At 45.2% G+C, this 21,925-nt stretch carries 17 protein-coding genes; 13 read left to right on the top strand and 4 right to left on the bottom strand.

What is annotated here, in order from left to right:
- The first annotated feature begins 39 nt into the window (after positions 1-39).
- From MHB46_RS12700 to MHB46_RS12690, 3 genes are all read left to right on the top strand, one after another.
- Positions 40-525 carry a CcdC protein domain-containing protein gene (locus MHB46_RS12700; protein WP_061830717.1) on the top strand — a complete coding sequence of 162 codons (486 nt, stop codon included), beginning with the start codon at positions 40-42 and terminating at the stop codon, positions 523-525.
- A 336-nt stretch (positions 526-861) separates the two neighbouring features.
- Entirely contained in the window at positions 862-2,082 is a 1,221-nt protein-coding gene (locus MHB46_RS12695; RefSeq protein ID WP_341162499.1) for a stalk domain-containing protein, read from the top strand.
- Between the two features lie 93 nt (positions 2,083-2,175).
- Positions 2,176-2,853: a hypothetical protein gene (locus tag MHB46_RS12690; RefSeq protein ID WP_341162498.1), complete on the top strand. Its 678-nt coding sequence runs from the start codon at positions 2,176-2,178 to the stop codon at positions 2,851-2,853.
- A 99-nt stretch (positions 2,854-2,952) separates the two neighbouring features.
- Here MHB46_RS12690 and MHB46_RS12685 read toward each other — a convergent pair whose 3' ends face one another.
- The 3 genes from MHB46_RS12685 to bglX all read right to left on the bottom strand — a co-directional run bounded on the left by MHB46_RS12685 (position 2,953) and on the right by bglX (position 9,748).
- Positions 2,953-3,957, bottom strand: coding sequence for a LacI family DNA-binding transcriptional regulator (locus MHB46_RS12685; protein ID WP_341162497.1), 1,005 nt, complete (start codon positions 3,955-3,957; stop codon positions 2,953-2,955).
- A 162-nt stretch (positions 3,958-4,119) separates the two neighbouring features.
- On the bottom strand, positions 4,120-7,560 hold the full coding sequence (locus MHB46_RS12680; protein ID WP_341162496.1) for a GH36-type glycosyl hydrolase domain-containing protein: 3,441 nt from the start codon (positions 7,558-7,560) through the stop codon (positions 4,120-4,122).
- Between the two features lie 25 nt (positions 7,561-7,585).
- Complete coding sequence (gene bglX, locus MHB46_RS12675; RefSeq protein ID WP_341163739.1) at positions 7,586-9,748, bottom strand: beta-glucosidase BglX; 2,163 nt, start codon at positions 9,746-9,748, stop codon at positions 7,586-7,588.
- Positions 9,749-10,349: 601 nt separating this feature from the next.
- Between bglX and MHB46_RS12670 the strand changes: the two genes are divergently transcribed.
- The 3 genes from MHB46_RS12670 to MHB46_RS12660 are packed head-to-tail and all read left to right on the top strand — an operon-like array spanning position 10,350 to position 13,397.
- Positions 10,350-11,603 (top strand): extracellular solute-binding protein, encoded by a 1,254-nt coding sequence (locus MHB46_RS12670; RefSeq protein WP_061830775.1) that lies wholly within the window; start codon positions 10,350-10,352, stop codon positions 11,601-11,603.
- Positions 11,604-11,639: 36 nt separating this feature from the next.
- On the top strand, positions 11,640-12,524 hold the full coding sequence (locus MHB46_RS12665) for an ABC transporter permease subunit (protein ID WP_235306986.1): 885 nt from the start codon (positions 11,640-11,642) through the stop codon (positions 12,522-12,524).
- An 18-nt stretch (positions 12,525-12,542) separates the two neighbouring features.
- The gene (locus MHB46_RS12660) at positions 12,543-13,397 is read left to right on the top strand and encodes a carbohydrate ABC transporter permease (RefSeq protein WP_023986622.1); all 855 of its coding nucleotides are present in this window, start codon (positions 12,543-12,545) and stop codon (positions 13,395-13,397) included.
- Between the two features lie 96 nt (positions 13,398-13,493).
- On the opposite strand, the gene MHB46_RS12655 is transcribed toward MHB46_RS12660, so the two are convergent.
- Entirely contained in the window at positions 13,494-14,069 is a 576-nt protein-coding gene (locus MHB46_RS12655; RefSeq protein WP_274597359.1) for an RNA polymerase sigma factor, read from the bottom strand.
- Positions 14,070-14,298: 229 nt separating this feature from the next.
- On the opposite strand from MHB46_RS12655, the gene MHB46_RS12650 reads away from it, so the two are divergent.
- The 7 genes from MHB46_RS12650 to MHB46_RS12620 all read left to right on the top strand — a co-directional run bounded on the left by MHB46_RS12650 (position 14,299) and on the right by MHB46_RS12620 (position 21,920).
- The gene (locus MHB46_RS12650) at positions 14,299-16,041 is read left to right on the top strand and encodes an ABC transporter ATP-binding protein (protein ID WP_341162495.1); all 1,743 of its coding nucleotides are present in this window, start codon (positions 14,299-14,301) and stop codon (positions 16,039-16,041) included.
- 104 nt (positions 16,042-16,145) lie between these two features.
- Positions 16,146-16,331 (top strand): CLI_3235 family bacteriocin precursor, encoded by a 186-nt coding sequence (locus MHB46_RS12645; RefSeq protein WP_071559456.1) that lies wholly within the window; start codon positions 16,146-16,148, stop codon positions 16,329-16,331.
- Positions 16,332-16,402: 71 nt separating this feature from the next.
- Entirely contained in the window at positions 16,403-17,857 is a 1,455-nt protein-coding gene (ccpM, locus tag MHB46_RS12640; protein ID WP_341162494.1) for a Cys-rich peptide radical SAM maturase CcpM, read from the top strand.
- An 11-nt stretch (positions 17,858-17,868) separates the two neighbouring features.
- The gene (locus MHB46_RS12635) at positions 17,869-18,993 is read left to right on the top strand and encodes a TIGR04066 family peptide maturation system protein (RefSeq protein WP_025723875.1); all 1,125 of its coding nucleotides are present in this window, start codon (positions 17,869-17,871) and stop codon (positions 18,991-18,993) included.
- A 13-nt stretch (positions 18,994-19,006) separates the two neighbouring features.
- Complete coding sequence (locus MHB46_RS12630; protein WP_023986627.1) at positions 19,007-19,282, top strand: peptide maturation system acyl carrier-related protein; 276 nt, start codon at positions 19,007-19,009, stop codon at positions 19,280-19,282.
- A 123-nt stretch (positions 19,283-19,405) separates the two neighbouring features.
- Positions 19,406-20,185, top strand: a complete 780-nt coding sequence (locus MHB46_RS12625) for a muscle M-line assembly protein unc-89 Uncoordinated protein 89 (protein WP_165179621.1) — start codon at positions 19,406-19,408, stop codon at positions 20,183-20,185.
- A 148-nt stretch (positions 20,186-20,333) separates the two neighbouring features.
- Positions 20,334-21,920, top strand: a complete 1,587-nt coding sequence (locus MHB46_RS12620; RefSeq protein ID WP_341162493.1) for a S8 family serine peptidase — start codon at positions 20,334-20,336, stop codon at positions 21,918-21,920.
- The last annotated feature ends 5 nt before the right edge of the window (positions 21,921-21,925 follow it).

Genomic DNA, 21,925 nt, shown 5'->3' with positions numbered 1-21,925 from the left:
GCGTATCTACAGGATCTATAAGGAAGGAGTTACTACACCATGACGACGATATTTATATATGTATTGATGGCTGTTTTGGTGGGGCTGATGATCTGGTTAAGGACCAAGAGACGAAGGGGACCGGTAAAAGGAAATGGAATCCGGATTCTGCTCCCCTTGTTTATCGCATTCCCGCTTATGATGATGTCTGTGTACCAATTAATGCATATTCCCGGTCAAACGTACGCCCTTCCCGCCTTTTGGGAACTGCTGGTTGCCGGGCTATTAGGGGCTCTGTTTGGCTATGTTATCTTGCTGCATACAGCGTATGAAAGACGGGATGACGGTCTTATTTATCCCAAGCCGAACCAATATTTTAAATATATTATTATCGCTATTATCTTGATTCGCGTCGTTTTGACCCAGTATCTCAGTAGTTTGGGTACGACCGAAATTAGCATGCTGGCGATTACGATGGCACTGGTGTATATCTCAATCTGGCGAATCGGGAGCTTTATCAAGTTTCGGAGGACGTTATCCGTATAACAATAGCAATGGGGTTAACACAGCGGCTTACTATTCAAAAAGCGTTCATTCGCTTGCCGATAGGAGCCGCTTTTTTTGAGTTTTGGCATTAGCAAGTTATCACACATTGTTATTGCTCCCCATATCCTTTATTCTAAGGCTTGTGGCTTGCATTGTAGCAGTACAATTATAAATTTTTGAAAGGAGGGTTATTGAGGTTTCAAAAGATTTAAATGGGGTTTAAAGTTAGATAGGCGGGGAAAAGTTGCTTCTTGCGATTAGGTGTAACTATATTAGTTACATAAAAGGAAATTGTTTTCCACATTTTATTTTACATGTTGAGAGGGGTTCACATTCATGAAAAAACATACGGTTACTGCTGCACTCGCTGGTTTGCTTGTTCTGTCTTCTGCTGTACCGGCTTTAGCAGCCGAGGTAAAACCTACTACGGGTATTCAGGTTTGGGTAGATGGCAAGAAGGAGACTTACAAAATTGCGCCTATCGTGAGAAATAAGCAGGTCTTAATTCCCTTGAGACAATTGGCCTCCAGTTTGGGAATTCCGATGGATGCCAAGCATATTACGTTCAATACGGCGCGACAAAGCACGACCATCCGATATGATCAGGCGACAGTTGTACTGGTGTCTGGCAGTCCGGAAGCGCAAATCAACGGGATTAAGGTACCGCTATCCACCTCGACCCTATTGACCAAGCAGGGGGTAACCTATGTACCGGTTGATGTCGTCAAAGAAGCATGGGGCAAGCAAGTGATTTGGGACCCGGCCAGCCAAACGGTACAAATCGGGGTGAGTAATAAGGATAAGGTCATTGAAATCGTGAAAAGTTTTGAAACCGGAGACACGAAAGTGGCCGAGACTTGGATCAGCAAGGATCAGTACATTCGGCACAATCTGAGCTTTGCTAGCGGAAGAGATGCGTTGCTGCAAGAGATTAGCCAGGCGAAGGGAGCCAATGTACAGGTTGAAATCCAACGTGTAATTCAGGATGGTAATTATGTAGCAGTTCATTATAAAGAGTCCATTGCAGGGAAAACGAGCATTGTTTTTGATATTTTCCGCTTCGATAGCAATGGTAAAATTGTTGAGCATTGGGACAACATGCAGGACTCGGCTCCAGCCAATCCAAGCGGACACACCATGATTGATGGAACAACACAGATCACGGATCTCAACCAAACTGAGACGAACAAAACACTGATCCGCAAGTTTGTGGATGATGTCCTGGTTGGCAAAAATCGTGCTGCATTGGAAAGCTACTATAACGGTGACCATTACATTCAACATAATCCTCTTTTTGGTGACGGTGTATCCAATTTGAAACAAGCATTTTCCGCAGCGGGAAGCCAAGGAGCTTCTTTTGGATATGATCAGGTTCACATGGTCATTGGAGAAGGCAACTTTGTGCTGGTTGTGAGTGAATTGACATCGTCTAAGGGAACTTCAGCCGCTGTCTATGATCTGTTCCGGGTAGAGAACGGCAAGGTAGCGGAACATTGGGACGTAGTTCAGGAGGTTCCAGCTAAAACAGAGTGGAAAAATACAAACGGCAAGTTTTAAGAAAGTGCATTTGTGGTATGGCGTGATTGGCATGCTTTCCTAATCGTCCTCTTCCTGATAAAATGATGCAAACTTATAACAGGAGGTTGGACGATGGAAGGCTTGAAGCAACGTGTGGGCTGCCTGCATGCACATCACTCGAACATAGCCTATGTGGAACGAGCTTTTGCTTCTTATGAGGTGGAGCTGATACATTTTGTGGACCCTGGGCTTATGCGCCGGATCTCGTCAGACCCGCATTTTTCTGCGGACGATGCCAGTTGCAAGGTAGAAGAGCAACTGAGATGGATTGCTCAAAGCGATATAGACGTTATTTTGATAACGTGCACGAATTATATTGTTTTGGCAGAAAAGGCTCAATTGACCATGCTTACACCAGTAATTGCGCTTGATGAGCCCTTTTTTCATGAGATATGCGATGATTTGCGGCCACGGACCTTGGTATTCACGAATCCGGCTACTGTAGAGGGAACGATGAAGCGTCTTTATCATACGGCTGCTCTGTTAGGCAAACCGGATATCTCTTCTTGGATAGAGGTTAAGGTGGTGGAGGACGCTTTTGAACTGATTATGCAGGGACGTGAAGACGAGTATAAGGAATTGCTGGTTCGTTCGCTGTATGAGCTAAGGGAGGCTGATCCAAGCAGAGGGCTGGCTGTAGCACAGTTATCTATGGTTGATGCTGCGTTACAGGTGGAGTTGGAGACGGGGCAAACGATTGGTAATCCCTTACGGTCGTTGTCGAATTCAATTGAGGATTTGTTAAGTTAAATAAGTATAACCAAAAGAACTTCCACCCCGTGTTTTGGGCCTGTGGAAGTTCTTTTTTTTGGGAGGAGGCTGGCGAGCAGGTTACTTCTGCGTTGTTCATCACAGATTCTGTTGATCTTGGGTGATGAATGCTGCGCCTGCCGATTCTCTTTGGACAAGCGTAACGTATAAACGTTCATGCTCCACGTCTTCCCCAGCAATGATTTTGAGAACTTGTTCGGCAGCTACAGCGCCCCATTTACGCTTGGAATAGTCAATCGTTGTCAGACGGGGCTGAATATATTGCGCCAGCTCGATATTATCAAAGCCGACGATATGAATATCCTTGCCAATCGTCAGCTCTGACTGAGCCATTCGATTGTAAAAGCCCACTGCCATTTCATCATTGAGACAAAATACGGCTACAGGTTCCGAATCCGGGCTAACTTGTTGCTGCAAAATGATCTCAGCCGCCTGTTCACCACCCGATTTCTCAAAATCGCCGTCAATTTCGATCATTTCAGCCACGCCGCTACGCTCAATGGTCTGCTTGACCGCCTGCATCCGTTGCCATGAATCGTAAGAACCTTCTGGTCCGGTAACCACATATAGCTTACGGTGTCCCAATTCCAATAAATGTTCGATTGCGAGAGCGGCGCCCGCTTTGTTATCCAGCAGCACCTGGTTAATGTTAGGATGATTCAGTTCACGGTCCAACACGACAATTTTATGTCCTCGCTCGGCGTAGTTCAGTAGCTCCTGACTATCAAACGTCTGATCCAGCACAATGGCGCCGTCGATCATGCGTTCCGGCAACATTCGGTGAGACTGCTTACCGCTGCATACGATGAGATCATAGCCCTTGCGGTTCAAAATTTCCTTGATGCCATACAGTAAATCTCCATAAACGTCTCCACGGAAATCAGTCAGGAAAACGCCAATAATTTTGGTCTGCCTTTTCTTGAGATTACGTGCGGCGGCATTGGGCACATAGTTAAGCTCTTTGGCAATGGCTAAAATACGTGCGCAAGTTTCTTCTGTTACCTTATCGCTACCATTCAAGGCATATGAAACGGTAGATATGGAAACGCCCGCCTGTTTGGCGATATCTTTAATGCTGACCACATCGTCACCTCCTTGTCGTCCGTCTTATAATTGCTATTGTATATTTATTATTAACCACATATCTATTCCAAATGTCTTAGTCCTACACATAAGCAGCAAAGGGCGATCCCGCAAGATCGCCATCCCTTTGTTGCCTATACCAGATTTAGCATTAAAAACGCTTTATAAAATAATCTCCAGACGGTGTACACCGTCATGTTCTGCCAAGGCTTGCTCGAGAATCTCGCGTTTGATGCGCAAGGCACCGGAGCGGTAGCGATTATCATCGGCTGGCACGCTTTCCAGTGGTATTCCGTTCAATACTGTACGGCCTTGCTCACCGCCAGTATGCTCTTGCAGCATGCGGTAGACGAAGGTAATTGGTTTTCCCGCAAAGGAAAATTCAAATTCCAATCCGTCGAGATGATCCGGCAGCACGGGGTCTAGGATCAGATCTTCGCCCGACTGACGAACACCAAGGACATTCGATATAAGCTGATTCATATAGATTCCTGGACCGCTGGAATAGATTCTCCAGCCGCCTTTGACGGGTACGGCTCCTTCACGCAGTTCACCAAACCGTTCCTGTGCTTCATAGCGGGTATTAAATTTACCGTCCGAGCTACTGAAATAGGCGTTGCTTTGACGCCATTCGGCATTCGGTACGGACGCACGGATGCCGACCGGATTGATGAGCTTCAAGCTGTGCCAAGCGTCATCCTTGCGTCCCAACTTGGCCATCGCTTCCGCAAAGCGGATATGGGCATGCACATATTGCAGCCCGACCTCACGTCCAAAGTTAGCCGCTTGCTCTGCACGCTTGAAGTGCGAGCTCACACCGCCATCATACTGTGCAGGGCGGTTCATCAGACGCACGCCATCCGGGCAGAGGAACTGCTCACGGATGAGTTGCTCATGAGCCAATGCTTGCTCAGGCGTGAGCAGCTGGCTGATCATGCTGCGTGTCATCGGCAGCAGCCGATAATGGATTCCTGTCTCGGTGTCAGACGGATGGAGCATCAGCTTAGGTTGGCCGGGCTCTTCCATATACACGAAGCCCGGAATAATTCCGCTCTCCAGCATGTAGCGGTTAAAGTCTTTACGGATGCCATTGGCCATCTGATGTAGATCTTGTGCGATGTTGTCGGCTTCGCTTACTACATCTACGGGGACCTGCTCCAAAGCAGCAGCAAAGTTACTAATAACTTGGTAGGTGAGTGCAACCGTCCAGCTGCTCGCCATGTATTGCTTCAGCTGTGCATTGGCTGGCTGGAGGGTATCATCCCAATCGCCGTCGCCATAGGCCGACAAATACGTATCATGCAGGAAATTCTCCCGAATATATTCGATTTCCTTCAGGGCATGTTCCATGAGAGTCGCCGTCTGCTTGGTATAATCGAAAGTATGCCGATGGGTGTAAGGTACATTTTCTTCCAGAATACTGTAATCACGGGTTGCGGTCAAATAATCGCCCAGTACCTTGAGCGGCCAGACGATAATATCCCCATGGCTTTCTTCTTGCTGCACTTGAGTGTAGTTGTCAAACATAAACCATTGCGGCCAGTTTCCGCTGTCCTCGTACTGATGGCTGAATACAGTCAGCAGAATGGAACGAACCTCATCGAACTTTTGCATAGCTGAGAAATATTCCACAGGCCCCTGACACACATCACGTGTTCCCCAGGCTGCACCGCCGTATTGCTCCAGACCGTGAGGCACAGAGTAGTGAACGAGCATATTGTGGGTGTACCACCAAGCCACTGCGTTCACACGGAATAGCTCACTCGTTTCATGTTGACCCAGCGACAGATGGAAACCGTTCATAAGCTCGGCAAAATATGCCCGATAGCGCTCGAGCTCATCTTCAAAGGAAGCGTGACGCTCTTTGTGCGCTGATTCTTGACCAGCTGAAAGCCCATTCAGCCAACCCTGCACGGTGCAGGTCCATTCGCTGCTGTCACCCAGCTCCAGCACAACCAGTGACGCATCAGGAGAAGCTTTCCCCTGTAGCAGTGCGTGAGCGTCGCTCACATGCTGTAATGGAGCGCCCTCTATGTGCATTCGGTACAGCAGGTCTGGATAGGCTTCGGCACTCAGGGAAGCAGAGTCTGCCCGGAAGAGTAGGGCGTCACCTTCACGTTCCATATGAAACGGGAGCTCATATTCGTTCACATGCATAGACATTTGCTGAGTGATGAGGAACGGATAGGTTTTGCCACTCGCCGCACGCATGTGAAGCCGCACTTCTGGGCTATCGACATTCGTATGGTTTGTAATCATGAATGTATCGTCAGCCGTTTTGTAATACCAGCGCACATAATTGAAGCCAATCTCGAACAGGGAAGGCATCGTGAGCAGGCGGTATTTCCCTTGGATTCCGACATAAATACGTTGACCGGATGTCTTGGGAATATTGAGCGCATTACGCGCGTTGGTAATCATTTTATTGAAATTTGTATTGCCGATTACGAGTTGGGAATTGAACACCCCGTACATATAGGAGGTGGTTGTAATGGTTTCTTCCTTGCCTCCTGCGTAATGCCCACCCATTAAAATGTGCCCATGGGGACGCTCTACACGAAGCTCTTTGGATTTGAGTACAACATGCTCATAGTTGTCCGTGAAAAAGGAAAGTAGTTCATCGCCATCCCGTTCTTCTTCCTGCCGTTTGGGGAAAAGTTGATCCACTTCGGCATCGGTCAAGTCCAGTGTACGCAGTGGCTCACCGATGGTTTGAGCTGGAGCCACACGCCCTGCCTGAAGATCACTTGCCGCGTGTGCCGGTATACTGGTCTCGGAAGTGTCCGCTAGAACGGCAGCTACTTCGTCACGTGCCTTTGTCACCAGCTCCTGATACTCCAGCTTTGTCACTGCGGCTGGATGATTGGGCTGGAACAGACCGTAAAAAGTAAAGCGAGCTTCCCCAGCCAGTTTCACCCGCTCAGATTGCAACGCGGTATAGGCGAATTCGTATTGGTACACTTCATTGGCGAGCGAATCGCGACGGAGTGCTTCCGGCTCATTCGTTTCTTTGTACGAAAGTCCAAAGAACTGAAATCCGTCAGTCGAGTAACCAACAGTGCGGGTTAACGAGCCTTGTTGAATGTATGGGAATGCCTGACTTTGAGGCTGGTTTTGACGTGAGCAAACGGTATAGCCTCTTTGTTCATCATGGTAGACGGTGTGGTCAATATATTGAGACAAATAAGCTTCATTACTGCGCACAGCGGCGGTATCGGCAATGCCGATATCCTGACCGTACACGACATCTGCTTCCACGTCATCGCCCTGTAGGGTTACATCCCAGAACCATACTCCCAGGCGGCTTAGCGTGAAGGTCACCTGATAGCCTACACCAGCGGTGAAACCTTCCCAAATAATTTGCTGATCCGTTTGTCGGATTACTCCTGGTGAGCGAACTCCAAGCAGGGGGGTGATACTTACACCGGACGGACGGTACAATCTCAAGTACAGATTGTTCAAGGAACCGTCGACTGAATTGGTCAACAGTTGGTTGATCATCGTTGAGCCGTGGGCGATCTTATACACATCACCACTGCTCAAGAAGGTAAAAGACAGGTCGCCGGCCCGCAGCAAAATATTTTGATCCAGACTTGTATTCATTATAGGGAACGCCTCACTTTCCTGTTTATTTCACTAACCGAAAACGGCTTTCACTAGTATCTCGGCTGTTAGGTCCTGTAAAGACGGCAAATTCACCGCTGTCACTGCTGAAGCTCAAATCTGCATGATGATAACGCAGCTGAGGCTCGGTCAATACAAATTTCACTTCCCGGCTTTCGCCTGGGGTAAGAAGGACTTTGCAGAAATCTTTCAGTTCTTTCATTGGGCGAACCGTATCACCGCTGATATCACGAATATAGAACTGGACAGTTTCCTCGATTGGACGCGTTCCTGTGTTCGTTACCTGCACTTTAACCGTCAGTTCCTGACCGGGAGTAAGAGTGTCGCCGGAAAGCTGTACGCTGTCATAGGCTACATTGGTGTAGCTCAGTCCATAGCCGAACGGGAATAAAGGTTCGTTCGGTACGTCTAGGTATTGGGAGACGTAACGTTCTTTTGTATTCGGGTCTAGCTGCGGGCGTCCTGTATTAAAATGATTGTAGTACACGGGCACCTGTCCGACCGATTGCGGGAATGACATGGTCAGGCGACCCGTAGGTTCGGCATCACCGTACAACAAATCGGCAATCGCCGCGCCGCCTTCGCCACCAGGGAACCAGGCTTCCAGTACAGCGTCTACTTCTTCAATAACACCGTGCAAATCCAACGGACGACCATTAAATAGTACGGCTACCATAGGCTTGTTCAGCGTCTTCAGGCGCTTCACCAGTTCCAACTGGGCTTGTGGCAAGCGAATATTGGAACGGCTGCCTGCTTCACCACTCATATCCGAGCGCTCTCCAAGCGCCAACACGATAACCTCTGCTTGGCTGGCAGCTTGCAGAGCTTCTGTATATTGCTCCTCAGTCATATCGTCGATAGAGCAACCTGCCGCAACCGTGAGCAACGAGGAGGATATTTTCGATTGGAACCCGTCAACAACGCGAATAGCTTCCTCTTGCGAACCACTCCACGACCAAGAGCCCAGGATATCACCGCTCTCTGCAAAAGGTCCGATCAACGCAATAGGTTGATTGCGATTCAATGGAAGAACGGAATTATTTTTGAGCAACACGCAAGATTTAATAGCTAATTCTTTGGCAACTGTGCGATGAGCGTCGCAGAACACAACTTCACGTTCACGCTCAGGGTCTGCGCCGCGTAGCGGATTTTCGAACAAGCCCAGCTTTTGCTTGAGCTTCAATATACGTATCACTGCTTCATCAATGAGCGCTTCATCCAGCTGTCCGCTGCGAACCAGCTCAGGCAGATGCCCGTTATAGCAGGAGGTCATCATTTCGATATCTACGCCAGCCAGCAGTGCTTTCTTCGCGGCCTCGCGCTCATCCTCGGCGATGCCGTGAGGGATAAGCTCCTTGATGGCGGCCCAATCCGAGATGAGTACACCATCAAAGCCCCATTCATCACGAAGCAAATCACGCATCAGGCGCTTATTGCCCGTTGCGGCTACGCCTTCTACGGTATTGAAGGATGTCATCACCATTTCACAGCCTTCATCTAAAGCAGCTTTGTAGGAGGGGAGATAATACTCTCGCAGCTGCCATGCGGATACATCTACAGTATTGTAATCCCGTCCGCCTTCGCCAGCTCCATATGCGGCAAAATGCTTCACGCATGCGGCCACCCGGTCGGTATCGTTCGTCAGATCTTTACCCTGAAACCCCCGCACAAACGCACGAGCAAATTCGCTGTTGAGGTAAGGGTCTTCCCCTGTAGATTCCATCACACGGCCCCAGCGCGGGTCACGCACCAAATCGACCATAGGGGCGAATGTGACGTGAACACCGGATACAGCCGCTTCTCGGGCGGCAATGGTAGCGCTCTCTTCTGCCAGCTGCATATCCCATGAGCAACCAATAGCCAGCGGTATAGGGAAAATCGTTTTGAAGCCGTGTACAATATCTGCCATAATTAAAAGCGGAATACCCAGACGGTTTTTACTCAAATGAGCCTGCTGAACACGAATCGCTTCTTTAGCCCCTGCGAGGCCAAGCACGGAACCGACGTTATGGACATTTTCTTCTGTGATGCCGAGAGAAGCCATAGGACCGGTAATTTGACTATCTGTTCCCGCTTCTTCAAAGAAGGCACCTACAAGCTGTAGCAGTTGATCGACTTTTTCTTCAAGCGTCATGTTTTCTAAATAGGAATTCAGGTGTTGTTCCATCATAATCCTCCATAAGCTGTATTGTTGGTGGACAGCTCTCTTTTTCAGATTCATGAGATTTTTTGGATAAAGATGATTCAAAAAAGTGCTGAACAGGCTAATAGCTAGTATAGAAGCATAATATTCTGTCGTATTATTAATCGAAACGTTTCTATTGTTGAACTCAGTTGGATTATATACGCTTTCAAATGGAGAGTCAAATCCAATTCAGCGGGTTTTTATAGGCTAAATAGCGTAATAAAGATGATAAAAACGAAAAAAAGTCAGGATTCCGAGCAAATAAAAAATAATATTGCTATTGAATACGGTTTCAATTTGTTCTATAATGACTATCGAAACGTTTCTATTGACGGGTATGGTCCTTGTGCTTTGAACATAAGTGTTATAGCGGTATGCTTTAATCGCTATGTATTTACATGCATCAGGATTTTGCAAAATTCGATTCCAGTCGCTCCAAAGTGCAATATATAGATGAACTAGACCATTTCGTTTTATATATTGTTCAATGAAAGTCGCTAATTGTATTTTTGCAAAATCCTCGTATTTGAATCCGTTATCATATTGCATGATCGGTAAACCGATCATCTCGGGAGGAATTCGTATGATGAAAAGAACGTTGGGGATCATTTTGGCAAGTACCTTATTACTGGGGGGCGCGCTGGCAGGCTGCTCGTCCAAGGATGATTCGTCTGGCAAAGATGCGAACGGCAAGACGACCATCACCATGTGGGGCATGGGAGCAGAAGGAAAACTTCTTCCTGAAATTGTAAAAGATTTTGAGAAAGAAAATCCAGATATTCACGTTGATGTACAGGCATTGCCTTGGGATAACGCTCACGATAAGCTGCTGACAGCAGTTGCTTCAAAATCCGGTCCGGACGTGGTTCAGTTAGGTACATCATGGGTTCCCGAACTTGCGTCTGCGGGTGCATTGACGGATATTACCCCTTATATCAGCAAGTATCCTGAACTGGAATCGAAGAATTTCTTCGAGGGTGCTGTAGGTACGACAAAATTTGAAGGGAAACCAGTCGGTGTGCCTTGGTACACTGAAACGAGAGTTTTGTTCTATCGTTCTGACCTACTGAAACAAGTCGGATATAATGAAGCACCTAAAACGTGGGAAGAGCTTTCCGATGCTGCTCAAAAGCTGGCGGCTCGGGGCAAAGGCAAATATGGCATCTCCTTTAGTGCAAAGGAGCAGTCTATGGGCTTTATGTTTGCTCTCCAGAACGGTTCCAAGCTGGTTGACGAGCAGGGCAATCCGCTGTTCAATCAACCACCGTTTGTGGATGCTGTGAAGTATGTGAATACCTTTTTCCAAAATGGCTCTAACGCAGTGGATATTGGAATTGATTCCGTTCAAGGTTTGCAAGGCGAGGGTATCGTTCCAATGTTTATCAGCGGTCCTTTCATGATTAAAGAAATCAAGAGCAAGGCACCAGAATTGGAAGGTAAGTGGAATATAGCGGAGCTTCCTGGCAAAGTAAACAACCTGTCCGTTTTGGGTGGAGCTAACCTTTCAATTATGAAATTCAGCAAGCACCCAGAGGAGTCGGCCAAATTCCTGGCTTACATGAGCAAACCAGAAACACAGCTGAAATGGATGGATCTGTCCAGTAACTTGCCTGCAACTACTAAATCGTGGGAAGATGCCAAACTGAAGAGTGATCCGATGCTTCGGACGATTCGCAAACAGTTGGATCATTCCGCAGCATTGCCGCAACTGGCCGCATGGGAAGAGGTTTCTCAACAATTCATCAAGAGCTTCGAACGTATTTACCGCGGTCATGCCGATGTACAGAAGGAAATGGATGACTTTAATCAACAGGCTGCAAGTATAATGAAAAAATAATGATCCATATCCGTCATTGTCAAAGGGAGTGAAGGCATGAAAGGAAGCTCGCAGAAGCTTGCGCCATACTTGTTTATCGGTCCCTCCATCATCCTGTTAACGCTGTTTTCGTTGTTGCCGATACTACTGGCGCTCGTGATCAGCTTCACGGATATGGATCTGTCCGGACTCGTTAATTATGAAAGTATTCGCTTTATAGGATTGGAAAATTACACGAACGTGCTTTTGGACCCTTCCTTTATAAAGTCCCTTGGTAATACCCTGTTCTTCGTCATCATCGGTGTTCCGTTGGTGCTGATATTTTCGCTTAGCATCGCGATTCTGATTAACATGGGGAAATCACGTGCTTTCAAAGTATTCCGCGTCGTGTTCTATCTGCCGTCCGTAACGAATGTGGTTGCGGTCGCAGTGGTTTGGAGCTATCTGTATAATCCGACGCTTGGATTATTCAACTACGTACTTGGTCTGATGAATTTAGGTCCCGTCCCATGGCTGACCGATCCAACAGTAGCGAAAATTTCGCTGATTGTGTTAGCGGTTTGGCGGGGCATCGGCTTAAACATGATTATTTTTATTGCGGCTATTAAAGGGATTCCGGGCTCTTATTATGAAGCGGCACAGCTTGACGGGGCCAATACATGGCAGCAAATTCGTTATATTACGCTTCCGCAGCTTCGTTACGCTATTTTCTTCGTGTCCATCACGACGATGATCGGCTGGCTGCAATTTTTCGAGGAACCTTTTGTCATGACCAAAGGGAAACCGCTGGACGGCACGCTGACAGCATCCTTGTTCATTTACAATAACGGCTTCCAATTTAGTAAATTCGGGTATGCCGCGGCGGGATCGTTCATTCTGTTCTTCGCGATCATCGCGGTAACGCTGATTCAGTTCCGTTTGCAAAATAAAGCGGAGTCCTGATAGAGAGAGGTGATGAACGTGAAAACAGCTGTTCAGCAAGCCCGCGCCAATACGCGCAGTGGTGAAAAAACATTTCAATGGTTCGTGGCGATTCTCCTGACCGTAGGAGGTCTGTTGATGGTGCTGCCTTTTGCGTGGATGATTCTATCCTCCTTTAAGACAGAGGGGGAGGTAACCAAAATTCCTCCGACCATCTGGCCGCAGCATTTTACACTGGATAATTTTAAATTACTATTCGATAGCATGGCTTTTGGAACCTATCTGACGAATACGCTGATTATTGTTTTAGCTTCCTTCTTCGGATTATTCCTCAATGCCATGGCGGGTTATGGTTTTGCCAAATTCCAATTTAAAGGCAAAGGGTTTCTGTTCTATCTGGTACTGGCAACGATGATGATTCCAGGCCAAGTGACGATGATTCCCGTCTATTTGATCCTGAACCAGATGGGGTTGACCAATTCCATGCTAGGGATTGTCCTTCCTGGATTGGTAGGTGCGTTCGCGATCTTCCTGTTCCGGCAGTTCATGTCCGATATCCCGGAAGAACTGCTGGAGGCGACACGTCTCGATGGAGCAGGGGAGTTCCGTACTTTTCTGCAAATCGTATTGCCTATCTCGACACCAATTCTGGCAGTACAGGCCATTTTAACCTTTATCGGTGGATGGAATAGCTTCCTGTGGCCGCTCATTATTGCGAACGATGAGAAGCTGTACACCTTGTCCGTCGGGTTGTCACTGCTCAAGGGGCAGAACGAAAGTCAATTTGCCCTTCAAATGGCAGGCTCGACCTTCATGGTCGTTCCGATCATGATTATCTTCATTGTTTTCCAAAAGTATATTATCGAGAACTATACGATTTCGGGGATTAAGTAATAGTGTAGTGTGAATACGAATCATAGTCACAAGAACGAACAGCGGAGCTTCTCTTTGGGAGAGGGGCTCCGCTGTTTTTACTTTACATAGATATATTTATATATGAGTTAGACAATATTGATGGGACAATGTGCGAAGTTTTCTTTTCAGTCTGTAGATTCGAGTCGTTGTAGCCGTAACCGAAATATTATATTTGATAGCGAGCAGGGGCACAGCCAGTTGTCGACAAAAGTAGTCTTCATAGAGTGTATATTCAATGTTGGAAAGCTGCATTAGAATATTAACGATAACCGTATCCACATCTCCCAATCTACGATTTTCCCACTCCTCCTCTACCGAATTTGAAAAACTACAGATTTTCTCACATTCAAGCGTAGTTTCATGCTTTTTTTGTGTATAGTAGCACCTAAATGATTTATATATAAGATTTTTAGCCGTAAGGTATAGCCAACCCTTTACATTGGGGTGATGTTTGAGCTTGACCAATTGCTGTCTTGCCGCTACAAAAGTATCTTGTGTACATTCTTCTGCCATAAATTTAAAGCAAGACTGATTCTTGATTAAATGCATACAGAAACGATATACCTCACTCAGATAAAGTTCACAAATTTTTCTGTAAAAGCATCTGGAACTACCTCTGCACTGATCCTCTTTGCAACAGTCGATAACCATCGTAGTCGGCATTTGTTCAAGCCCCCTTTGGACGGATAAAAAAATAAATGATTTTTGTATGTACCAATCATATACATTAATTCCAATTTTCAAGAATGACATAAATCATATTTAATCTCGTAAATGTGGAATTACTAGAACAGTTAAAAGATATTTTAAGGTGATTTTGATTCTGATACGGAATTAGTTAATAAGGGGAGAAGGGGCATCAGGTGAAAGGGGGAAAAGGATGAAAGAATCCATAGTATATAAACGTTTGGCAGCAACATTTAGACCTTATCTGAAGACGGTCACTATCATTTTGATATGTCTCATCCTATCAGCGGGCTTGAATATATTATTGCCTTTAACAAGCAAGATTATTGTGGACCAAGGTCTTCTGAAAGGGAATATGCAGGTTGTAATCCTGTACACATCTGCTGCGTTTTTAATCGTTTGCTTGGACAAGCTGTTGAATGTGTGTAAAGAAACCTTTCGGGCAGGCTTAAGCGCACAGGTTACCTTTTCATTATTTGAAAAGGCGTATCTACATCTGACAAGAGTACGAATGAGCTATTTTAACCGAACCAATGAAACGGAGCTACTGAACCAAATTGGCACGGATGTAGGCAATGTATCGAGGATCACAGATAGTGGAGTATTTTTTGTCATTATGCAGGCGTTCAGCATGATTGGTGGTATATGTGGTTTGCTGCTCATTAACTGGAAAATGACTGTAATCGTGCTGTGCTTTTTACCCATCAAATATGTTGTGGTGAAGTATTTTGTGAAGCGTAGAAAAAAACTGGTGGGGGGGTTAATTGAAGGCAGTAGTGATTTTGCTCAGTGGTTTGGGGAATCTGTCGGGGGCATGAAGGAGCAGCGAATGTTTGGTCTTATTCCACATAAGCATCAGCAGTTCTCATCCAAGCAGCGTCGAATTGTAGAATCAGAACGAAAATTATCACTTCTGGACGCATGGAATATCGCTTCGGAATCTATTTTAATTCAGCTTCTAATGATGCTTTTGTACGTTGTGGGTGCTAATCTTATCTTTCGTTTACAGCTCACTGTAGGGGGTATTTTTGCCTTTGTTTCTTACAGTGCTTATGTTACCACTCCTGTTTTCGCTATTTTAAACATTGGCTACATGCTGGCTGAAGTCGTTCCCTCCGCCATTCGATATTATCAGTTCTTGGATTGGGCAGAGGAAGAAACATCTAATTCAGTCACTCCAGCGTCTATACTAACTGAGCCGCCATTCGAAGATCACATTGCATTTCATAATGTTTCTTTTTCCTATACCAAGGATGAACCCGTACTGCCCCACGTGAGCTTTAGGATTGCCCGAGGGGAAAAAGTAGCTATCATTGGAGCAAATGGGGTAGGGAAGTCTACGTTGCTGGATCTGATTATGAGATTCAGCCAGCCTGATCAAGGGATAATCACTTATGACGGCATTGACATCCAAAGCTATGAAATAGATGAGTATCGAAGTCAAATAGCTTTGGTCAGTCAGCAGGTGTATTTATTTGATACTACTATTTTTGGCAATATCCGCATAGGCACAGAAGTCACTAATGATGCAATAGAGGCCATTATCGCGGAGGTTGGTCTGGAAGAATTGGTTCAGAACTCGGCAGATGACTTCCCTATAGGCTCGAATGGCTCCAGATTGTCGGGTGGGCAAAGACAGAAAATTGCTATGGCCCGGGCATTGATCAGGGAAGCACCATTGTTTATTCTCGACGAGGTGACCTCCAATCTAGACACAGCAGCTAGGCTAAATGTTCAGCAATTGTTGAAGACCCGGTTGCGTGAAAAGACCGTAATCATCGTTACACATCGCAGTGAGATATTGGCGCATGTCGATAGAGTTATTTTGTTGGAGAACGGCGAACCAGCCCAAATAGGATCACACTCCCATTTTATGACCTGTCATGCAGAATACAGAGGATGGGTATTAGGGGAAGAAGAGGTCTCCATAAAATGATGAAAAAAACAAACGCTTTCATAGTGTGATTTAACACCATGTACGGAATTAGTATAGGTGAACACCTTTTTAAATCATATCATGAATGGGAGGAGTAGTTTAACATGCGTAAGCTTGTGAAAAGAAGCACGAATGTAGGCGACACGATTGAGGCATTTGGCTGTGGTTGTTCCTGTTATTGTCCTTGCTCCTGTTATTGCGCAGGCAGTTTGACTCGAAGTTCCAATACTCAGCGTGAAAGTGACGGTTCTTATCGCAGAGATAACGGAACTGGAATTGGTAATTATTAAGCTTGTATCTGTATGGAGGAGCCTGGGCATTCCAGGCTTCTGTCCACATCAAAACAGAGTAGGTGTGAATCATGAACATGTGCCAACCCTTTATATACACATTTCAGACGAGACTCCACCAATATGTATATGATGTAAATACCAATTTAATTTTGCGGATTAAAGAGGAGGCTTACCATTTCCTGAATTCGCATTCCAGCTTCGACCTGGATCAGATGGAGGCTGCACCGGAATTGCAGCAGTATATCCGTGACTTGTTGGATTACGGATTTTTATCTTCACAGCGTCCGCAGATTATGAATCATCCCAAGACAAAGCACCTGGAGCATATGCTTCAGCATCAGCTGAAGACCCTCACCTTGCAGGTAACTCAAAATTGCAATCTTAGATGCTCTTACTGCGTTTATTCAGGAGGATATGACAATCGAGGTCATACCAGTCTGATGATGGATTTTGAGACAGCGCGCAAGTGTATTGATTTTGTCATTGATAGGTCAGTAGACAGTGACCGTTTGGATTTTGGTTTTTATGGGGGAGAGCCGCTTATTAATTTTCCGTTAGTCAAGAAGTGTGTGGAATATATCAAGGAACAAGTAGCGTATAGAGATGTAGGCTTTCATTTGACGACCAATGGTACGCTGCTTAATGACGATATTCTGGACTTTCTGGATGAACATCATTTTGTGCTTACGATCAGTCTGGACGGAGATCAAGAGAATCATGACAGAAACAGACGATTTGCTGTTAACGGGCGAGGCTCCTTCGATACGATTATTGCCAATGTGGATAAAATTAAGAGAAATTACCCGGACCTCTTTGAATGGATTAATTTTAATGTGGTGCTGGATACCCGTAATGATTTTGGTTGTATCAATGATTTTTATACAAATTATGAAACCTTCGAAAGTCTGTACAGTGTAAGGTCGTCCTACATTAACGATGCTTATGTGAAGGATGAAATTTTGTACAGAAATGAATTTATTGAGCAGAGAGGCTATGAGGTAGTTAAAATGATGCTTTCCAAGTTTGGAAGAGTAGATGAAAATCATGTCTCCAAGCTGATTAAGGACTATTATATTCAGATGTATTTCCGAATGTTTCATTATAGAAAGCCTTCTGCGGGAATGCCGATAGAAGCACATCATGGTGGACCCTGTGTGCCTGGTGTACAGCGATTGTTTGCGGATGTGCATGGAAATCTGTATCCATGTGAACGGGTCAGTGAGCAGTCGGAGGTGGTGCAGATTGGAAAAGTGGATACAGGCTTTGAAGTGGATAAAATCAGCCAGATTTTGAATGTAGGGACAATCACGGAGGATGTATGTAAAAACTGTTGGAATTTCCGTTTTTGTACGCTGTGTGTTGCTGTAGCAGATGATTTGCATACCTTGTCCAAAGAAAAGAAGCTGAGTCATTGTTCGGCAGTCAAAAATGATATTAGGCATACCTTACTTGATTATTGCATGATGAATGAGCTGGGCTATGATTTCTCCGAGGATACGATTCTCGATTTTGAAAAAGCATGAGGGGTGTCTCCATGACCAATAAATTAATCATTTTTCCGTTTGATTATGAAACGATAGCCCTGGTTAGGAACTTGAATCTATTAGGAAGTTATGAGGAAGTTGTACTTATTTCTTTTCAAGGGTCGGGTATGATCGGGAAAGATGCCTGTGTAACGGACAAGGGGGAAGTGACAGGCTTCATAGTGAAGCCGGAGTCTTGTTTGGAGCAAGAAATGGAGCGTTGTGATGCTATATTACTGGTGAAATCCAATTTCAAGCTGGATGTAGCTGAGGTGTATCTTCCCGTGATCAAGAAGGCAGGACAACTTGGCAAAAAAGTCATGTGTAATTTCACCTTGCCAGACTCATGTATGGAATTCATCGAACCCTGTGAGGAGCAAGATGACAAGCTGATTTTAAAAAATACATTTGATGTACGCACGAAAGATATTTTACCGCCTGACCCGGGCTCTGTTATTCATGATTTTTTTACACCGGTTCTGTTTGTATTAGGGCTGAACGAGCGAACGCATAAGCTTAATTTGCAGCTTAACCTTCGGCAGAAGCTTGAAGCACAAGGATATCGGGTGTCGCAAATCACATCTAATGGATGCGGGGAGCTGATTGGTGCACATTCTTTTCCACAGTTTATGTTTGAAAGCGGTATGACGGAAACCCAGAAGATTATCATGTTTAATCGGTATTTGAAAAAAATAGAGCAGAGCGAAAAGCCTGATCTAATACTCGTGGGCATTCCAGGTGGGATTGTTCCCTTTAACAATACGTTCACGAATTATTTTGGAGTAACCTCATTTTTGGTATCCCGCGCTGTTAGACCGGATGGCCTGATCTGTTGTCTTCACTATGATGAATACAATATAAAATATTTAGAGCATGTGAAACAGTACATGGAAAACCGTTTTTCCTCTTCATTATTAGGATATGCCATATGTAACAATGTATTCGACAGTTATTCTTCTTCCACGGTCAATATGCAATATGCATCTGTTGATCATCGTTTCGTGGAAGAGAAAAAGCAGGAGTTTTCCAATTATTCCGTGCCTGTACTCCATCTGTCCAACGATGAAGATATGAATAGGCTGACGAAGGATATTTTACATTATTTTTCGGTTGATCATCACGTAGTTCAGTTGTAATGGAGGGAAGAACATGAACTTTACTCAGGATGTAACGGGAACAGGAATGAAACTGGAAAATATATTTTGGAAGCTTTTTAAAATAAAAGCGGGTGAGATAAATAAAGAGGCTACATTACTGGGTCCTGATATGGGGTTGTTCCCCAGAGATCTGGTATATCTATTATTTGAAGTGGAAAAAAGCTTTGCTATCCTAATTCCGGAAGAGCGTATAGTGGGAGGGGGGTTGCTTACATATAACAGCTTGTATGAGACGATAAAGGACTGCTTAACAGTGGAAAAGGAATGAAGGATTTGTGAAAATGATGATAAAACATACAAAAACATACAAAAAAATCCGATATACCTCTAGAATCACTTATTTCAGGATTTTGGAAAAATCCTCATTTAGAAGAGAATTGGAGGTTTTAGGATGAATGTATCATTATCATCTCACCAATCGCCGTTCCGCACCGCAGATAACAACCGACTTGAACTACGGCATCCCCTTTCCGCTCAGGCTGAAAGGAAGAGTATAGGCAAGCCGCAAAACAAGGTTATTCAACAATTGACAGAGCAAAAGCAAAGTTTGATGGAGAGGCGTTCGGACTATTTAAGTAATGCTCTCAAGCGTGGTCTCGGTCCGGAAGCTGTAAAAGCTGAAATGGAAGAGATAGATAAGCAGATTCAGCAAATTGACGAGAACATTCAAAAGCAGTCACTGGAAGAGCAAAAAAAGGCTTTAGGCATGGATGAGGAAAGTGAAAAAGAAGCTCAGAAAGGCAAAAAGGAAGAATATACGCCTAAGACTGCTGAGGAGCAGCAGCAAAGATTGATCACCTATACAATGCATAGTGTTGTATCTGCAAACAATGAGTTGAAGAGTGCTAAAATAGCCAAAACGGCACAAATCACATTGGGAAGCGAGGCTAAGGGGTGGGAAAACGCTAACCCTGCAAAATCAGCGGCTTTGCGTGAAAAGGCAGAAGGACTTAATGGAAAGATCATGGAAATCGCTGCGAATATTAATGAGCGTATCAGCGAAGCAGTGAATAACGAACCGATGATTACAGATCGGGTTGAACCTAAGGATGAGCAGGAGGCGAATGCAGAGGCAGGCAGGGTGTGGACTGAACAAGAGCTCAATGCCTATCTGGACTCGGCTAAAGACGGGGCGAAGACTGCAGGCACGAAGGTAAATATTGCAGTCTGATCCGGCTATCATGTGCATGGTTCGCTAAATTAGGAGGGTGCTTTCAGACGAACGCTATCGTTTGCAGAGGCACCCTCCACTTACTCTAATGGAACGGAACAGAGCCGTGAGATTCATTTCACAATCCGAAGAGACAGGGGGAGAAAAAATGAATGGCAAGATCCATGTAGCCATTATTGACGACGGGGTTAATGCTGGCTTTTTAAACACCCAATTATTATATAACGTCGAAATAGCTCATGGAGACGTAGAAGATGGACGCACCTTAAATCACGGTACCTTATGTGCAGCTATTGTACAAACGTATTTTCCAGATGCGATCATTAGCAGTGTAAAAATAATGAACCATAGAAAAGGAAATGCAACTCAGCTTTGTGCTGCGCTAGATTGGTGTGTAAAGCATGGTGTACAGGTAGCCAATATCAGCTTGGGAAGTATAAATTATCGAGATCGATGCATGATGCGGGAAGCTGTAAATGATGCAGCTATGGCAGGATTAATTATGGTATGTGCTGCACAAAACGGAGGACTTCTTACTTATCCGGCCTCCTTTGCCAATGTGATTGGAGTGCGTTGCGATCGTAGCGGCATACTCACATCAGGGCAATATACATATGATGCTGAGAGGGCCTTCTCAAGCGGTATCGATTTTACTGCTTTTGCCAAGCATGAGCTGATAGGTGCAGCTGGAGAGGTTGTACAATGCCCCAACAGCAATAGCTATGCTACTCCATTGATTACAGCACAGATATGTAAAGTTTTGCAGCAGTCCAAGCCTGTTCCTTCCATAGAACAGCTAAAACATATTTTACATAAGTATAGTTATCTTCGGATACAGGATACCATAATCCCCGTAATGCGTTACGGACATCCGGATTGGATCCGGCGCGCCTATGTGTTTAAGGAGAATTGTACAATTGGCTCGAAAGCACCCTATTATTTTCAGACCCAATGTGAAGCTCAACTCCCTGGCGACAAAGTTGCTGCAATCTTCGAACAAGCCATCCTGCGGGAGCGGGAACAACAGAAAACAGCGCTCGAAGGTGGACAATCGGTATACGACCTTACAGATACGATTGTCTTGCTAGGGGACATGGAACCAGTCAGTTTGCAGGAAGTGGAGCAATTGGCTTCACGTTATGGAAAACATGTCGTCTGTATCTTTAAAAATCAACGATACATCCCCACGCTGAATTTTTCATCTTGCTATTTGCGGTGGTGGCAGCAAGAGGAGTGTTTCTCTAAGAGGCAGGAGCAGACTATCGCAATAGAGGATTCTCGCATTCCGCTTATTTGTATTTATTATGACAAGGACATTGACATTATTTATTTTTTGCATGAGTTGAGAGGGGAATTTGCCCGGGATGGATACCAAAGCTGGATCGCGGTGGACCAGTCCGCGGCAGTGTTGCATGATATGGAGTATACGCTCCCTTCGGATGCAAGCAATGGATTACAGGAACTGTTATATAATGCGGGTACAATGGCATATAACGCTTATACGGATATTGCTATTTTGTGTGTAGAGGCTACGAATATTACGCATTGCACCAAAGAACGAGTTTTATTAGACGTTGATATTGAGCTTTCTATCCTGGTGAAAGCGGAAACTGAACGTATTTATATATCTATACGGACAGAGCAGGGCTATTTGAAAGAATGGGTCCTCTCGAATTTAAACGTGGGCGATATAGGTGGTATTTATACATATTTAGAACAACTGTTGGTAGACTGATATTC

This window comes from Paenibacillus sp. FSL H7-0703 (assembly GCF_038003485.1).
GTDB classification, from domain to species: domain Bacteria; phylum Bacillota; class Bacilli; order Paenibacillales; family Paenibacillaceae; genus Paenibacillus; species Paenibacillus polymyxa_B.
This window is presented reverse-complemented; position numbering and strand designations above follow the sequence as displayed.